Origin of the sequence: Spirosoma sp. 209, assembly GCF_002006735.1 — a bacterium.
In the GTDB taxonomy this organism is placed as follows: Bacteria; Bacteroidota; Bacteroidia; order Cytophagales; family Spirosomataceae; genus Spirosoma; species Spirosoma sordidisoli.
In genome coordinates this window covers 311,632-327,362 of sequence record NZ_MVEC01000006.1, presented here as the reverse complement: position 1 = coordinate 327,362, position 15,731 = coordinate 311,632, and the positions used below count along the sequence as shown (strand labels likewise).

At 56.6% G+C, this 15,731-nt stretch carries 14 protein-coding genes; 1 reads left to right on the top strand and 13 read right to left on the bottom strand.

Features of this window, described 5'->3' with window-relative positions:
* Positions 1-17: 17 nt before the first annotated feature.
* From B1C80_RS12390 to B1C80_RS12340, 11 genes are all read right to left on the bottom strand, one after another.
* The gene (locus B1C80_RS12390; protein WP_077921407.1) at positions 18-1,460 is read right to left on the bottom strand and encodes an efflux transporter outer membrane subunit; all 1,443 of its coding nucleotides are present in this window, start codon (positions 1,458-1,460) and stop codon (positions 18-20) included.
* Positions 1,447-4,632, bottom strand: coding sequence for an efflux RND transporter permease subunit (locus tag B1C80_RS12385; RefSeq protein ID WP_077921406.1), 3,186 nt, complete (start codon positions 4,630-4,632; stop codon positions 1,447-1,449). Before B1C80_RS12385 ends, B1C80_RS12390 begins: the two co-directional genes overlap by 14 nt.
* A gap of 12 nt (positions 4,633-4,644) precedes the next feature.
* A complete protein-coding gene (locus tag B1C80_RS12380) occupies positions 4,645-5,802 on the bottom strand; it encodes an efflux RND transporter periplasmic adaptor subunit (RefSeq protein ID WP_139361645.1) in 1,158 nt (385 codons plus the stop codon).
* Between the two features lie 137 nt (positions 5,803-5,939).
* Positions 5,940-6,347 (bottom strand): hypothetical protein, encoded by a 408-nt coding sequence (locus B1C80_RS12375; protein ID WP_129604045.1) that lies wholly within the window; start codon positions 6,345-6,347, stop codon positions 5,940-5,942.
* Between the two features lie 130 nt (positions 6,348-6,477).
* The gene (locus tag B1C80_RS12370) at positions 6,478-7,488 is read right to left on the bottom strand and encodes a type II toxin-antitoxin system HipA family toxin (protein WP_077921403.1); all 1,011 of its coding nucleotides are present in this window, start codon (positions 7,486-7,488) and stop codon (positions 6,478-6,480) included.
* Positions 7,485-7,814, bottom strand: a complete 330-nt coding sequence (locus B1C80_RS12365) for a HipA N-terminal domain-containing protein (RefSeq protein WP_077921402.1) — start codon at positions 7,812-7,814, stop codon at positions 7,485-7,487. The genes B1C80_RS12370 and B1C80_RS12365 overlap by 4 nt, the downstream gene beginning before the upstream one ends.
* Positions 7,815-7,818: 4 nt before the next feature.
* A complete protein-coding gene (locus B1C80_RS12360; RefSeq protein WP_077921401.1) occupies positions 7,819-8,025 on the bottom strand; it encodes a helix-turn-helix transcriptional regulator in 207 nt (68 codons plus the stop codon).
* Positions 8,026-8,329: 304 nt separating this feature from the next.
* Entirely contained in the window at positions 8,330-9,721 is a 1,392-nt protein-coding gene (gene mnmE, locus B1C80_RS12355) for a tRNA uridine-5-carboxymethylaminomethyl(34) synthesis GTPase MnmE (protein WP_077921400.1), read from the bottom strand.
* A gap of 50 nt (positions 9,722-9,771) precedes the next feature.
* Positions 9,772-10,791 carry an oxygenase MpaB family protein gene (locus B1C80_RS12350; RefSeq protein WP_077921399.1) on the bottom strand — a complete coding sequence of 340 codons (1,020 nt, stop codon included), beginning with the start codon at positions 10,789-10,791 and terminating at the stop codon, positions 9,772-9,774.
* A 45-nt stretch (positions 10,792-10,836) separates the two neighbouring features.
* Positions 10,837-11,598, bottom strand: coding sequence for an MBL fold metallo-hydrolase (locus B1C80_RS12345; protein WP_077921398.1), 762 nt, complete (start codon positions 11,596-11,598; stop codon positions 10,837-10,839).
* An 86-nt stretch (positions 11,599-11,684) separates the two neighbouring features.
* The gene (locus tag B1C80_RS12340) at positions 11,685-12,065 is read right to left on the bottom strand and encodes a response regulator (RefSeq protein WP_077921397.1); all 381 of its coding nucleotides are present in this window, start codon (positions 12,063-12,065) and stop codon (positions 11,685-11,687) included.
* 369 nt (positions 12,066-12,434) lie between these two features.
* Here B1C80_RS12340 and B1C80_RS12335 point away from each other — a divergent pair, with 369 nt between their 5' ends.
* Positions 12,435-12,872 (top strand): hypothetical protein, encoded by a 438-nt coding sequence (locus tag B1C80_RS12335; RefSeq protein ID WP_077921396.1) that lies wholly within the window; start codon positions 12,435-12,437, stop codon positions 12,870-12,872.
* A gap of 6 nt (positions 12,873-12,878) precedes the next feature.
* Here the strand turns inward: B1C80_RS12335 and B1C80_RS28525 are convergent, their stop codons facing one another.
* A complete protein-coding gene (locus tag B1C80_RS28525) occupies positions 12,879-13,688 on the bottom strand; it encodes a hypothetical protein (protein WP_201723564.1) in 810 nt (269 codons plus the stop codon).
* A gap of 47 nt (positions 13,689-13,735) precedes the next feature.
* Positions 13,736-15,727 carry a tetratricopeptide repeat protein gene (locus B1C80_RS12325; protein ID WP_077921395.1) on the bottom strand — a complete coding sequence of 664 codons (1,992 nt, stop codon included), beginning with the start codon at positions 15,725-15,727 and terminating at the stop codon, positions 13,736-13,738.
* Positions 15,728-15,731: the final 4 nt, after the last annotated feature.

The following is a 15,731-nucleotide window of genomic DNA, read 5'->3' as shown; positions in this document are numbered from 1 at the left end:
GATACAATAAGGTTTGTTTACTGCCAGCCGCCCCCCAGCGCCCGGTATAAGTCGATCAGGGCGGTAAACTGTGCCTGTTTCGTATTGATTAATCCCAGTTCGGCATCCAGTACCGATCGTTGTGCCGTAATTACTTCCAGGTAGGTGGCGTAGCTGGCGGCAAACAGATCGTTAGCGGTCGTTGCGGCTTGCCGGAGTACGGCCACTTCCTGCGTTTGCAGATCAGCTACATCCCGGTAATTTTCCAGGCCCTGTAAGCGGCTCACGACTTCGCCCACGCTGGTCAGAATGGTCTGCTGGTAGGCATAGTAGGCTTCGCGGCTCTGGGCCTGCGAACTAGCCAGATTGCCCCGCAACAGTCGGCGGTTAAACACCGGCGCCACCAGACTCCCCAGCACGCCCGTAGCTACCGACGCCGGATTCAGCAGTACTCCGGGCCGAAATGCGTTGAGACCCAGATAAGGAGTCAGCGTCAACCCCGGTAAGAACTCGGCCCGGGCCACGGCTACATCGATGTTGGCCGCTTCCAGTTCGCGCTCGGCCTGCCGGATATCGGGTCGGCGACGTACCAGTTGGGCGGGCACACCCGCCCGAACCGATCCGGGCAGTTGCTGATCCCGAATGGAGGAACCCCTCGGGATAGGCGTAGGGTACCGGCCCAGCAGCCCATTGAGCTGGTTCTCTGTTTCGACGATCTGTTGCCGTACCTGTCCTTCCAGGGCGCGCGTATTCAGTAATTGCGCGTTGACCTGCTGCACCGCCAGTTCGGTTACCCGCCCGGCCTGCTTCTGAACGGTCACTAACTCGACCGCCCGTTGCTGCAGCTCGATATTGTCGCGGATGATTTCGAGTTCGGCATCGTCGGCCAGCAACGAATAATAGAGCCGGGCAATGTCAGCGATCAGGGCCGTAACGACCAGGTTGCGGCCCTCAACCGAAGCCAGCACCCGGTTGTAAGCTGCCCGGCGCCGGTTGCGAAGTTTTCCCCAGATGTCGAGTTCCCAGGAGGCCCGGAAACCGGCAAACAAGTCAGGCGTGGGGTTCGGAATCCGTAAATTACCCCGCACATTATCGGACAGGTTGGTATCGAAATTGCCGACCCCGTTCAGCGTATACCGACCAAAGCGGTCTACACCGGCCGCTGCTACCGCGTCGACCTGCGGCAGCAGCGCGCCCTGGCTGATGCTGTACGTAGCCCGCGCCCCCTCAATCCGTTGCAGGGCAATCTTCACATCCAGATTGCGCACCAGGGCCGTATCGATGAGTGCTACCAGGTTCGGGTCGGTGAACAGGCTGCGGAAGGGCTGCTCCCCAATGCCGGCGGAATCGGCGTTGCCGGTAAACGAAGGCGGTGTCATCATCACCGGTGTGGGGGCGGGCTGATGCAAGATCCGGCAGCCGCTGAGGCTGCCGGCAAGTAACCCGCCGATGAATAACCAATGGAGTTTATACCGGTTCATGGAGGGGCGCGTTGGTGGAAGAAGTACGGATGGTCGACGACTGATGTGGACCCGAACGCGGTTTGCGGAAGCGGTTGGCGAGGCTGGCAAACACGACATACAGGCCCGGCACGATGACCAGCCCGAATACGGTGCCCATCAGCATCCCCCCCGCTGCCGCCGTACCGATGGTGCGGTTGCCCACGGCCCCGGCCCCGGTAGCGATGCAGAGCGGGATCAGACCCGCAATGAACGCAAAGGACGTCATCAGAATAGGGCGTAACCGGGCCAGGGCGCCTTCTACGACGGCCCGGACGATAGAAAGTCCCTCAGCCCGGCGCTGGTTGGCAAATTCAACGATCAGGATGGCATTTTTACCCAGCAGACCGATCAGCATCACCATGGCAATCTGTGCGTATATGTTGTTTTCCAGCCCCGTGACCCACAAAAAGAAGAACGCTCCGAACACCCCCGTTGGCAAAGACAGGATCACGGGCATCGGGAGCAGGAAGCTTTCGTACTGGGCCGACAGGATCAGATAAACAAACACCAGGCATATCAGGAAAATAATCACGGCCTGGTTGCCCGATTGTACCTCATCGCGGGAGATACCGGCCCAGTCGATGCTGTAGCCCTTGGGGAGTTTGGTAGCCGCCACTTCCTGAACCGCCCGGATGGCGCTGCCACTGCTGAAGTCGGGCGCTGCCTGCCCGTTAATTTCGGCAGAAGGGTACATGTTGTAGCGGGTCGCCTGCTCCAGTCCGTACACCCGCTCCACGCGCATGAAGGCCGAAAAAGGGACCATTTCCCCATTGTCGTTCTTGACGTATAACTTCAGCAGATCATCCAACTGCGCCCGGTAGCTCGGCAGGGCCTGCACCATCACCTTATACATCTGGCCGAAGCGGATGAAGTTGGTAGCGTACTCCGAACCAATCAGGGTTTGCAGCGTCTGCATGGCTTTGCCGACCGACACGCTTTTTTGAGCCGCTTTGTCGGGGTCTACGTAGAGCATGTACTGGGGGAAGCTGGCGTCGAAGATGGTGAATGTGTTTTCGATCTCGGGTCGGTCTTCCAGGTCCTGCACGAACCGCCGAACCACGCTTTCCATCTGCTTGTAGTCACCCTTGCCGGTCTGGTCGAGTAGTCGTAACTCCAGGCCGCTGGCATTTCCGTAGCCCGGCACGGCCGGGGGCGGGAAAAACTCGATCTGCGCACCTTTGATGCCGCGCGTTTTCTCGGCCAGGGCTTCCATCACCTCATCGACCGACTCGGTCCGCTCGTCCCAGGCCTTGAGATTGACCAGGCAGGTGCCGAAGGTGGCGCCTGTACCGTCGGAGAGGATGTTGTTGCCCGCCAGCGTGGAGACCGATTTGATCGCGGGAATGCCTTTGGCCAGTTGCTGAATCTGGTCAACCACCTGCCGGGTTCGCTCCAGGGTAGCCCCCGCCGGGGTGGTAATGCTGGCGTAGAACGTACCCTGGTCATCGTTCGGAATAAAGCCCGGCGCTACCTGCGAGCTCGTGCCCCAGATGCCCGCGCAGAACGCCCCCAGCAGACCGAACGTCACCACCCGCCGATTAATAATGAGCCGCAGCAGGCGCTGATACCGACGTGCCAGCCCGTCGTAGGCCCGATTAAAACGGTCAAAAAAGCCACTGAGTATTCCTTGTTTGGGTTCGCCGTGCGTGTTCTTCAGGATTAATGCACAGAGGGCCGGGCTGAGTGTCAGGGCATTGGCCGCCGAGATTAGAATAGCTACGGTCATCGTCACGGCAAACTGCCGAAAGAATATACCCACTGGCCCCGTTAGAAACATGACGGGTACGAAGACGGCAACCATCACCAGCGTAATGGCGATGACGGCCCCGCCAATCTCGCTCATGGCCGCTTTCGACGCAGCCCAGGGGTCCAGATCATCCTGCTCCATTTTGGCATGAACGGCCTCAACGACCACGATGGAGTCGTCGACAACGACCCCGATCGCCAGGACCAGGGCGAAGAGGGTGATGAGGTTGATGGAGAAGCCAAAAAGCTGCATGAAGAAGAACGTGCCGATCAGCGCTACCGGTACGGCAATGGCAGGAATCAGCGTAGACCGCCAGTCCTGCAAAAACAGAAACACGACCAGCGCGACCAGCACGAACGCTTCGATGAGCGTCTTGATCACCTCGTGAATGGATGCGTCGAGAAAGCGGGATACGTCGTAGGTAATTTCATAGTCCATACCCGGGGCAAAGCGCGTTTGCTTCAGCTCGGCCATGCGGGCCTTGATACCGGAAATAACCTCACTGGCGTTGGAACCCGGCAGTTGCCTGAGCATGATGGCAGCCGATGGGCGCCCGTTATGCTTCGATACAACATCGTAGTACGTCGTGCTGAACTCAATGTCGGCCAGATCTTTGAGCCGGAGCAGCTCCCCGTCGGTGTTGGCCCGCAGGGGTATGTTGCCGTACTCCTCCTCGGTGGTGTATTTACCGGTGTATTTCAGCACGTACTGCAGCGCCTGTCCCTGCTTGTCAGAGCTTTCCCCCAGCTTGCCCGGAGCTGCTTCCACGTTCTGAGCCTGTAGTTTTTCGACCACTTCATCGGCCGATATATTGTAGGCCAGCATCCGGTCTGGCTTGAGCCAGATCCGCATGGCATACTCACGGGCGCCCATGATGTCAGCATACCCCACACCTTTGATCCGCTTGAGTTCGGCCAGGATGTTGATATCGGTGAAATTATAGAGGAACTTCTCGTCGAGGGCATTATTGTCGCTGAAGATATTCAGATACATCAGCATCGAGTTTTCTTCTTTGGCAATTTTTACCCCGTTCTTGATCACCTCCGATGGCAACTCGGCCATCACGGCCGCCACGCGGTTCTGTACGTTTACGGCGGCTACGTCGGGGTCGGTGCCTACTTCGAAGATGATCTGCACGACGCTTACGCCGTCGTTGGTGGCATCGGACGACATGTATTTCATGCCCGGTACGCCGTTGATAGCCCGTTCGAGGGGCGTGATGACGGCCTTAACGGAGGTTTCGGCGTTGGCGCCCGTATATTCAGTGGTCACGTTGACCTCCGGCGGAGCGACGGCCGGAAACTGGGTCATCGGGAGCTGGGTTACCGCCAGCAGACCCAGCAGGGTAATTATCACCGAGATGACAATAGCCAGTACGGGGCGTTCGATAAATCGGGAAAACATAATATGGGTCAGTTATTGCCTGGCTAGCTGCGCCATGACCTGCGGGGCCGACAGCAGTTTGGGCTGGATGATATCACCTTCTTTGACGGTTTGTATGCCTTCGTACAGGATCCGGTCACTGGCCGACAGACCCGATCCGACTACGTAGAGCTGCGGCAGCCGAAGCCTGGGCACGAAGCTCCGCATCTGCACCCTGTTGTCAGCCCCGACCACGAATACAAAGAGTTTATCCTGGAGCTCAAAGGCCGCCTGCTGCGGAATAAGCAGCGCGTTCGTTACGGTCTGATTCATCCGGACTTTGCCGCTCGATCCGTGTTTGAGCAGGTTCCGGGGGTTGGCGAAGCGGGCGCGGAAGGCAATGTTTCCGGTACTACGGTCAATCTGGCCATCTACTTTTTCGATGGCGCCCGGGCTACCGTGCAGTCGATTATTGGCCAGCAGGAGCGACACGGCCCGTTTTTGTAACGGGTTGTGAGCGGTCATGAAATCCAGGTATTCGCCTTCGGGTACGTTGAAATAAGCGAATACCTGCCGGTTATCGGAGAGGGTTGTCAGCAGGGTTCCTTCGCCGACCAGACTTCCCACTTTATTCGGTATCCGGTCAATGGTGCCGGCAAAGGGAGCGCGGATCTGGGTGAGAGCCAGCTTGAGTCTGGCTGCTGTTTCTGACGTTCTGGCCTCGTCAATCTTGGCCTGGCTGGCCGCTAGTTTTGCCTGAGCCTTCTCGAGTTCGATGCCTGAAATGATCTGCTTACCCGCCAGCAGGGAAACACTTTTGACCTCAACATCGGCGGTTTTGGCTTCCGCCATGGCATTTTTCAGGCTGGCCTGTGCCTTCAGGAGTTCTTCCCGGTACTCGGGGTTGCTGACCGTGAAGAGTAGCTGCCCCTTCTGCACGAACGTTCCTTCATCGACGTAAATGCGGTCGAGATAGCCTTCAATACGGGTGCGTATCTCAACATTCTGTACGGCCTGTATGTCGGCAACATACTCTTTGGCGTAAATCGTATCGGTAATGACCGGCTGAATGACCGGATAGGTTTCGGTTTGGGCCGCTTGCTGTTTGGTTTCGCTCGAGCAGCCTGGCAACAAGGCCATTGCCAGCAGCACGAACAGGACAAGCGCCGACAATTGGACCCGGACAGAGCGGGTCGCCAGTTGTGCAGACATAGTCTGTTTGGTAAAATGAACGAGAAAAATGGATGGAAAGGCTCCGGGCTGGTAACTAGCCGGGGCATCAGGACGCACCATAGCCTGCACAGACCCGGAACGGACCTGCCCTGATTGGCCAATAGGCGTATCAGTCGTTACGCGATCTGGGGGGGAGGGGTATTGATGTCGGTCGATCTGGAGCGGTAGATCGAATGGGTAAATGCCTGAACCGGCACCGCTACAAAGCCGACAGAAGCCGCAAACGCGTAGATAACAACCGGTCCGGGAACTGACCAGTCGACAAAAATTTTGGATACCTGGTCTTCTTCCTCGTCAGACTCGTCATGCTCCGGAACGGCGTCCTGAATGCCGAATATCGTCTCCAGTACCAACTCGCTGAAGCTTTCGATTTCGTTGAAGGAGAGGTCTTCTCGGTATTCGCCCCGGCTGTTCGGCGTGACGTACCCGTCGGGCGCATCGATACTGACGTTGATGACGTAGAACGCCATCAACAGACAGAATAATCGGTGCCAGATCGGATTACCAGACCGTCGTTTGTTCATCGGGGGAATTAATGCAACACAAAGTTAAGCGGCTAGGCTACAACTTCTACAAAGCGGTCTGGTCGCTCATAAAGTTCACGTGAGTACGTAATTAATTGTTGAAGAATTACCCGTTGCCGATAGAGGGTGATTACCCTAACTGGTTCAAGAAGTTCCGTTTGGTGTTGTAATGCAGCAGGTAAGCCCGCTTGCTGCTTTCATTCAGAAACGATCGGTCAACCAGACTGCTGACGCTGGCCTGCCGCTCGCGAAACGGCGCCAATAGCGGTTCGATCCGCCTGTCGGCTACCCCGATCCGCCGACCAAACTCGGTAAAGTCGCTCAGCCCCGGATGGTTCGTGCGGGTAAAGATTGCCGATCGGTACCCATCGGCAAACAGACCGTTGTCCAGGGCGAAGTCGGTATCGTCGACATGCAGGTGCGTGTTGAGCAGATCATAGGCCGGGCTGAGCAGGTAATCACCGTAGGCCGACTCCATCAGCGAAAAGTTTTTCAGGTGCGCGTCGCCATTCGAAAACAGGAAATTGAAGACGACCAGCCTGAAATACCGCTCGATCTCGACCCGCCAGGCGGCCACGTACTGCCGGATTAGTAGTCCCGCTTCTTCATAGCTGTAGGTGTACTTGAAAGTAGGCCCGGCGTTCTGGTTTGTCCTGCCCGCCAGCGACGCGAAATCCTCAACGCCCCATTTGGTCCCATCGGGTTTTACGTCGAAGCGTTTGGTCAGGTAGGCCGGTGCGCCATCCTGAAAGAACACCAGCGCGTTAGCAGCGGTGTCAATTCCATAGACCTGCCGGGCAATCTGCATGGTCAGGTGTTCATTGGCCGGCACCTGATCTACCTTCAGCACATCGCGCGGAATGGGCTTAAGCATATAGGTTCCCTGCTCGCCGGCCTGGGTAAGCCGGAGTTGGTTCCTGTCCAGCAGCAGGCTCTCTTTTTCCTGCACGCCCGATATGGAAATCCGTTTACGATTTTCCAGGAAAAAACCGGCCACGACCTCGTCGCGCTGCGGCTGTTCATAGGGCAACAGGTGGCTCACCCGTTTGCCGTTGAACAGCTGGCGCAGACAGGCGGGGCTATAGGTTGTAAACCCCTCGGCGAGCGTGCCCGGACAACAGGAAACAGGAGGTATACTCATGGGGCAATCAGGGGCTGTACGGTGATGGCGCCGATGGTATCGTACCGGGCCGTAGCGAGTAGCAGACCGAAGCTGTCGTTCTCGTCGATGTGAAGCTGAGTGCTCTGCAAACGCCGGTTCACGCCCTCGCTGAGCAGATTGGCAAAAAACGGGAAGAGCTGATTGCTTTCATAAGGCGCCTGGCGTTTGGGTAAGGTCAGACTGATTGCCGGTTTTTGCGCGTCGGCCAGCCACCCCTCATCGTAGCGGAAGATGTAGTGTTGGGTAGTCTCTTCGGTGAGATAACCCGCCAGTTCCTGGTTTCGGTAAACGGCCGCCTGGCGCATGCGATTACAGGTTATGTGGTTTTACGATCCATCTGAGTTCCATGCCCAATACGTCGGCCAGTTTGAGCAAGGTAGACACCCTGGGGTTACCCGCGCCCGACTCGATGGCTTTTATCGTTCGCAGGCTGACCCCTGCCAGCTCGGCCAGGTACTCCTGCGTCAGGCGCAGCGCATTCCGACGCGCAATAAGCTTAGAAATTAATTCATCCATAGTGCATTATACTACCCTTTTTGATCGTGAAAGATGAATGCTACGTAAATATATACGCAAAAGGGCAGTATAATGCACGTATTGGTAGTTGGACTACTGTTAAAATGACCGCTTATTTGTTTGGAACACGAGGCCAAGGTCTACAGGCAATAGTTGGGACAAAAGCTACGCGAGGCCTTGGTCAGTTTTCTGGATCTGATCCAGGTAGCCAGCGCCGATAAACAGACGCTTCTGCTGGCCAGCCAGCTGGTAACCATTATAGGTGTCGATGGATTTGAAACGGAGTTTTTTTGTAGACAAAGGGTTACTTGCCGATGCAGAATTTGCTGAAGATCGAATCCAGCAGGTCGTCCGTGGTGATCTCGCCGGTCAGCTCACCCAGGTGTTGCAGGGCGACCCGTAAGTCCATCGCCAGCCAGTCGGGGGTAACGCCGGTGTCGAGGCCGGTCAGGGCGCGGGCCAGGGCGTTGTCGGTGCCGGTGAGGTGCTCGTAATGCCGGGCATTGGTCACTACGGCGCTGCCCGTCTGAACGGCGGCATCGGTGCGGACACGGGCCGACAGAGCCGCCTTAAGCTCATCCAGATGCGTATGCCGGGCGGCCGAAATCCAGACGATGGGTTCGCTGGCGATACCCTCCAATTCTTCTTTGCGGCCGGCGTCAATGGCGTCCAGTTTGTTGCCGATCAGCAGGTACGGTTTTCCCGATGTCCGCACCTCGGCTACGGCGTCGCGCAGGTCGGTGGGGGCGATGTTGAGACCGTCGAACAGGTAGATGACCAGCGATGCATCCCGCATTTTCTGCTGCGTCCGCTCAATACCAATGGCTTCGATGGTGTCGGTAGCCTGCCGCAGCCCGGCGGTGTCGATGAGCCGGAAGCGGATACCGTCGATGAACAGTTCATCTTCGATCACGTCGCGGGTGGTGCCGGGAATATCGGAGACAATGGCTTTTTCTTCGTTCAGCAGCGCGTTCAGCAGGGTTGATTTGCCAGCGTTGGGTTTACCGACAATGACGGTCGGTACGCCGTTCTTGATGGCGTTGCCGGTTGAGAACGACTCGATCAGGGGATGCAGCACCCGCCGGATGTCGAGCATCAGCTGCCGGAGCTGATCGCGGTGGGCAAACTCGACGTCTTCTTCCCCAAAATCCAGTTCGAGTTCTACCAGCGCCACGAAGTCGATCAGCTGCTGGCGCAGGGTTTTAAGCTGCCGCGAAAAACCGCCCCGCAGTTGGGTGAGGGCGGCCCTGTGGCTCGCATCGGAGTCGGACGCGATCAGATCGGCCACGGCTTCGGCCTGAACCAGATCGAACTGACCGTTCAGGAACGCGCGCTGGGTAAACTCGCCCGGTCGGGCCAGGCGGACGCCTTCTTCGGTCAGCCGTCGCAGAATCTGCTGGATGATGAACTCCGAGCCGTGGCACGAAATCTCGACAACATCTTCTTTGGTAAAGGAGCGCGGTGCCCGGAAAATGGTTACCAGCACCTCGTCGATGATGGTTTCTTCGCCCGATGCGTCGGGGCGGTTGCGGAGGGTACCGAAATGCGCCGTGTGGCTGGCCTGCCTGGTGAGGTCCCTGCCCCGGAAAAATCGGTTCGTTATGGAAATGGCGTCCTGGCCCGATACGCGGATAACGGCAATGGCGCCAATTCCGGGAGCCGTGGCCAGGGCGGCAATAGGATCTAACTGAATCAAGGTTACGTTTGTGTTTCGGTTCAGCGCGGCTGATCTGCAACCCTGCGGACTTACAGGCTGAAAACGGTATTGGGAAATATGGGAAGCCGCCTGACGACATTGACGATGCGCTTTTCCAGTGGAACGGCTGGCAGCCCGAGGGCGTCGGCGTGGCTGTCGCCCAGAAAGAAACGCATCTGAGCGGCTGCGAGGTTCCTGACGTTATCGGGCTGGCCCGACGCTTTTCCGGCTACCTCGGCAATGGCGTTGAGAAGCGCGCTGGTCAGGCCTTTGCCGGCTTCGGACGCTCGAAATTGCCGACGGGCAATGGCGCGGTCGAGGTGGTAGGCCTCGCGCAGGTTCTGGGGAAGCAGTTCATGGGCAACACCATTCAGCGCGGCAATGACGTTGATGTGGTGCAGGTAATCTTCTTCTTCCTGTTCGGTGGCCGCAACGCCCGACTGCCGCAGGCCCCGCAGCACAATGTACGAGAACGACAGGTTGGTACCGGCCATGTCTTCCTGGTTGACGGGCATACCCCAGTCCATGTTCCAGCGCCCCGACTGCAACCCGAACCAGCGGGCGCCGGCATGGATCAGCCGGACTTTCAGCGTGCGCAGAACGGCTTTGACGGGACCGCTCCATTCGTTGGGCGTATTGACTCCGAAGACCCATTCGCCGGTTTCCTGCAGGCGTCGGGCCGTATCGTTCTTGATCCGTTCGGTAAGCCAGAGCAGCTGCACCCCATCGGCCCCCATGTAGGTATAAGGCAGTGAGTAGGTGCCCAGCACGAGCCCGATCAGGCTGGCATGTTGCTGAAAAAAAGCCATACCGCGCTTCATCCGGGCCGGGTCGGCCCAGTCGGGAAGACGGGCGTGTTCGGCAAAAAACGCCTGAACGGCTGCCGGCTGCTGAGCCAGATCGAACTCATGGGTGTCGGCCAGCCACTGCATCAGTAGGCTGATGCCCCCGCGTCCGCTGGTATCGGCAACGGCGGCCAGAACGGCATCGGCAGGCGGGTCGCCCTGCTGGCGATAATGGCTCAGAAGCGTATCGGAGAACGAACGGGTTGGCTTGACGAGTGTCGGCATGGGAGCGAGTCTGTATGCCGGTAACGCTGGGGGCGGGGGATTGGTTTACAGATAAATCTGCATTCCGTCGTAGCCGAGCCGGATAGAAGGGGGCAGCTCTTTCTCGACGTCCTGATGCATACCGAGCTTGTGGCTGATGTGGGTGAAATAGGTACGCTCGGCGCCGACCCGCTCGGCCAGCGCCACCGCCTGATCGAGGTTGAAGTGCGAAATATGCGGCTGGCGCTGTAGGGCGTCGAGGATCAGAATTCGGGTGCCGTAGACTTTGTCCAGTTCCGATTCGGCAATGGCGTTGAGGTCGGTGAGGTACGTAAAATCGCCGATTCGGTAGCCGTATACGGGTAACCGGTGGTGCATGACCTCGATCGGGATTACCGGAATCCCCAGTACCTCGAAGGGTTGATTCTGAATCTCGTGGAGCCGGATGCGGGGAATGCCGGGGTATTTATGTTCGGCGAAGATATAGGCGAACTCACGCTGGAGCTGCGCCAGTACTGTAGGGCGGCCGTAGACAGGCATATCCCGGCCGGAGCGAAAATTATAGGCCCTGATTTCATCCAGCCCCGCCGTATGGTCTTTGTGCTCGTGGGTAAACAAGACCGCGTCGAGCTGGTTCAGATTGAGCCGGAGTACCTGCTGCCGGAAGTCGGGCCCGGTATCGATGACGAAACTGCGCCCGTCGATGGCAATATGGGCCGAGGTGCGCAGTCGTTTGTCCCGAAAGTCGGCCGAGCGGCAAACGGCACAGTCACAGCCAATCAGCGGCACCCCCGACGACGTTCCGGTTCCAAGCAGCGTAACAACCATGGTGCGTGATTGAGTAACTGAGTGACTGAGTGAATTTGGGTTGCGTAAAGCTGATTCGCTCAATCACTCAATCACTCAACCGCTCTTTATTTATCGGTAAGTTGATTGACGACTTCTACCAGGCGGTCGAAGTTGAGGGGTTTGACCAGGACGTCGTTGAAGCCTGCGGTCTTGAATTCTTCTTCCGTATAGTTCTTGGCGTTACCGGTAATGGCCACGATGGGTACTTCGGCTTTGGTCGTGTCAGACAGGGCCCGCACGCGACGTACGCATTCCATGCCATCCATGATGGGCATGTTGATATCGAGCAGCAGGATGCTGAAGTCTTCTTTCTCGAGAATCTGTAAAACCTGTTCGCCGTTCTTTACGGCTGTAATATCATAGTTCTGAAACTCAAGGATTTTGCGGGCCAGATTCTGAATAACGGAGCTATCTTCGGCAATCAGGACGCGTTTGGAAGCTGACATAGGGCTGGGGAATCGTGTTACGTTTGTGTGGTGAAATTATAGAGTTAATTCGGCAAACACAAAAAGACTATTTGCCGGCCTGTTTCTGGCAAGTACCCCAACCGCGTTCCGGAGCGGCATATGTTGGCAAAGCCAGTAAAATATTTCGAAAAAATAGCCTTTTTCCTATGGCTGGTATCATTATTTTAGTTAAGTTTACCATTCATATCCTATAAAGTAAATTGAGTAACAGCGCTACGGTGTTTTACCTGCCCGTTCCAGCCGTCTGTCGAGTGTAACCGAGAGGCATTTGACTGACGACCAGTGGCCCGGTCAGGTACTATGTATGTATTAGCTATCCTTCCTCTATACTCTCTCACTCTATTAATTATGAAACTCACCGGACCCGAAGGGGCCTTCGAGTTGAACATTCTGGATTATGAATGCAGCGACTCGCCCTATTTCATGGATCGAAACTGGCTTATTGTCAGTGTAAAGACCCGGTATCAGAACCGCGAATGTGTTCGTACGGCTCCCGTCCTGTCGACCTGGGAGCTGGAACTTCTGCTTAAATGGATGCGGTCGGTAGCCGACGAGCGCGAGCTGTCGCCCCGACTGACGTTTGTTGAACCGGCCCTTGGCTTCAGCACGCTGTCGGGCGGGCGGGGCGATTACCGGCTCCGGATCAAGCTCGGCTCAGAAGCCCGGCCTTCCTGGCAAACCGGTACCACTCCCTTTTACCTGCCCGTTGCGCCTGACAAACGCGAACTGCAGGGCGCCATTCAGGATCTGGAACGCCAGCTTAGGCGCTTCCCGGTGCGGGATTAAGTCAAATCAGTCGCCACCACCACAGCCGCTGCAACCGCTGGCCGAACAGCCACTGTCGGCTCCGGCGTCAGCGCCGTCATGACCATTAGTTGCGTCGTGGCTGTGGTGGTTAGCATCGCCCGATAACAGGATTACACCGCTCCCATCATCGGCCTGCTGTCGTCGTTGGTCGGGGTTTTCGTTCGAGTTAGCCAGGCTACCGATCAGCCAGACCAGCCCGCCAAACGCGACTATGCCCAGCAGCGCCACTACCAGCACCCGCGAGCTGGCCTGTACGAACAGGAGTGCCGTCAGCAACAGGCCAACCAGCGTCAGGCCCCGGCTGAGCTGAACCGATGGCTTGGGCAGCACCCAGTATCGGCCCCGGTTAATACGCGTAAACCGGGTATCGGTAAAACGGATGTGGGCATCGGGCCAGATGTCGGCGGGCGGTTCGGTGCCGAAGGTGTCGCGATACAGCCGGTGCGTATCCGAGTAGAACCCGTTAAACTTGCCGGCTTCCTGCCTGCCGCCCTGGGTGGGCGTATGGTGAATGTCGCGCCCGAGGGTCGTGCGGCACAGGTCGATCCAGTAGGAGCGGGTGTAGGTCAGGTGCAGATGCCAGGCCTGATCGACGGCATCGGACGGGGTAACGCCGGTTTCGGTCAGGCAGCACAGCAGCAGAAACTTCCGGTACTCGGTAACGACGCGCCGGGCGTATGCGTCCGACCAGCCGTTTTCGCGGGCCAGCCGGGCGGTGAAGGTAAGCGCCACCCCGGGTTCATCGAATCGGAACGTCTGTAGCTTTTTCCAAAGTACATCTTGTTGCGTTGTCATAAAGGGGGTGGGTTTAGTTAGCCTGCTGTACCCCGCATTCTTCGTGGTTAAGCTGGTTGCGGAATACCGTGTTTTTTCAGCAGTTCAACAAAGCGAGGTTCAGTCAGGTAGGGGATGTAAACCTCGTCTGTAAACCGGTTTTCTACATTGGCGCCCTTCGCCAGAGCCGTTTCCAGCGACTCGTAATAACCATCTGCGTTGCCCTGGGCCGCCCTGATCTCGGCCAGATTCGCGTAGGCATTCGCGTAATTCTCATCGAGTTCAATCGCTCTCCGGACGTTCTCTTCAGCTTCGGTCAATCTGTTCAGCTTTCGAAGCGCTCTGCCCTTGTGGCTATAGGTTGTAGCGTCAGTCGGATCAAGGTCAATAGCTTTATCGAAGTCAATCAGGGCGTCTTTGTATTGTTTGAGGTAACTATTGACTGAGCCCCGGTTGATATAGGCTGCATCGTTATTTGGGTCAAGGTCAATGGCTTTTTCGTAGTCGCTCAGAGCTTCTTCGTAGCGCTTGAGGCTATTCTTGGCGAAGCCCCGGTTGTTATGGGCTGAAGAGTTATTTGGGTCAAGGTCAATGGCTTTATCCAAGTCGATCAGGGCGTCTTCATAGCGCTGGAGGTTACTCTTGGCGGAGCCCCGGTTGTTATAGGCTGTAGCGTTAGTTGAGTCAAGGTCAATGGCTTTATCCAAGTCGGTCAGGGCGTCTTCGTAGCGCTGGAGGTCATGTTTGTAGTAAGCGTTCCATACGTATAACTCAGCATTGGGGGGTACTTTCTGAATCATATCGTCCAGATACGTGACCCGTTCTGTAGGGGTTTTTATCTGCCGGGCCTGTGCCAGAATTTCTTCGGCTTTCAGGGCTTTTTCCAGGTTTGGGCTTTGCTTTCTCAAGTCGCCCTTACTGAGGGTATCGACGGCTTTCTGGTGATGTTTTTCTACCCACTTTTTCTTTTCTTCTACGTCGCGCAGTTTGCAGTTCAGATCATTGTAAAGCTTGACAATCAGCTGCTCAAAGGTGTCGACGGGAACGTAATAACTGTTGGGATGCTGATTAATCAGGTATTTGGCCCGCCAGTTAATATTTTTCTCATCGCGGGCGCACCAGTATAACGGGAAACTCGCTCCTCGTTTTTCTTTCACCTGGTACAGAGCGTCCATGATGGATCGGTCGGAGCCGGAGTAGCCAGTGACAATAACGCCCATATCCTGCGCGGCTTCCTGAAGTTTCATGATCTGATCGGCCTGCAGGGTCGACGTTTCGTGCAGGGTATTTTTCATGTCCTGAAACAGATAGTCGCCGTGCAGTTTGACAATGTTGGGGCGGGGGCTGCGGAAGTTGATGAACTTCACCAGTTCGTTATGCGCATAAATCCTTGATTTTTTGTCGGTTTCCTGCAAAATGGCGTCGTTGACCAGATCATCGAAATTGGTAGTGAAAATGGTTCTGATCCCGTCTGAGTTGACCACGCAGGCCAGCAGAATGTAAGCCGCCGAAGGTTCCTTTCTGTCGATGATTTCTTCGATCAGCTGCTGGCGTTCGCGCGGGTCCGGTAGCGTAATGTCGAACCAGAAACCGTAATAACTGGTCTGATAAAACTCTTCTTTGACAACGTCCCACAGATCAGCATCAGGATTGTTGGTTTTCAGAATCTCGACGAGGTCAGCCGGAATGCTACCAAGAAATTCGTCGCGCTGCGCATCGACCTGTTGGTGACAGGCCTCCTGCTTTTCTTTGATAAAGGCGGCCAGGTTTTTCTGCGCGTCGTTGTCGGTCAGTAAACTGTCTATTTTGTCCAGGTCCAGCAGGTTGTGATTCGGGATGCTCATCGTATTCTCGACGTAACAACGTTTCTGGAGGTACGTCATAATACCCGAACCCGTAGGAATCCGGGCATCGAATGAGCAACCCGCCCCCATCAACAGAAAAAAAGGCGGAGCCGGGAAATCGTCTTTACGCTGCTTGACTTTATTGACCAGGAATTGCAAGGTGGCTTTTCGGTCTTGCTGAATGGTCAGATCAGACAGCCGTTTTATCGAGTTCATGCGT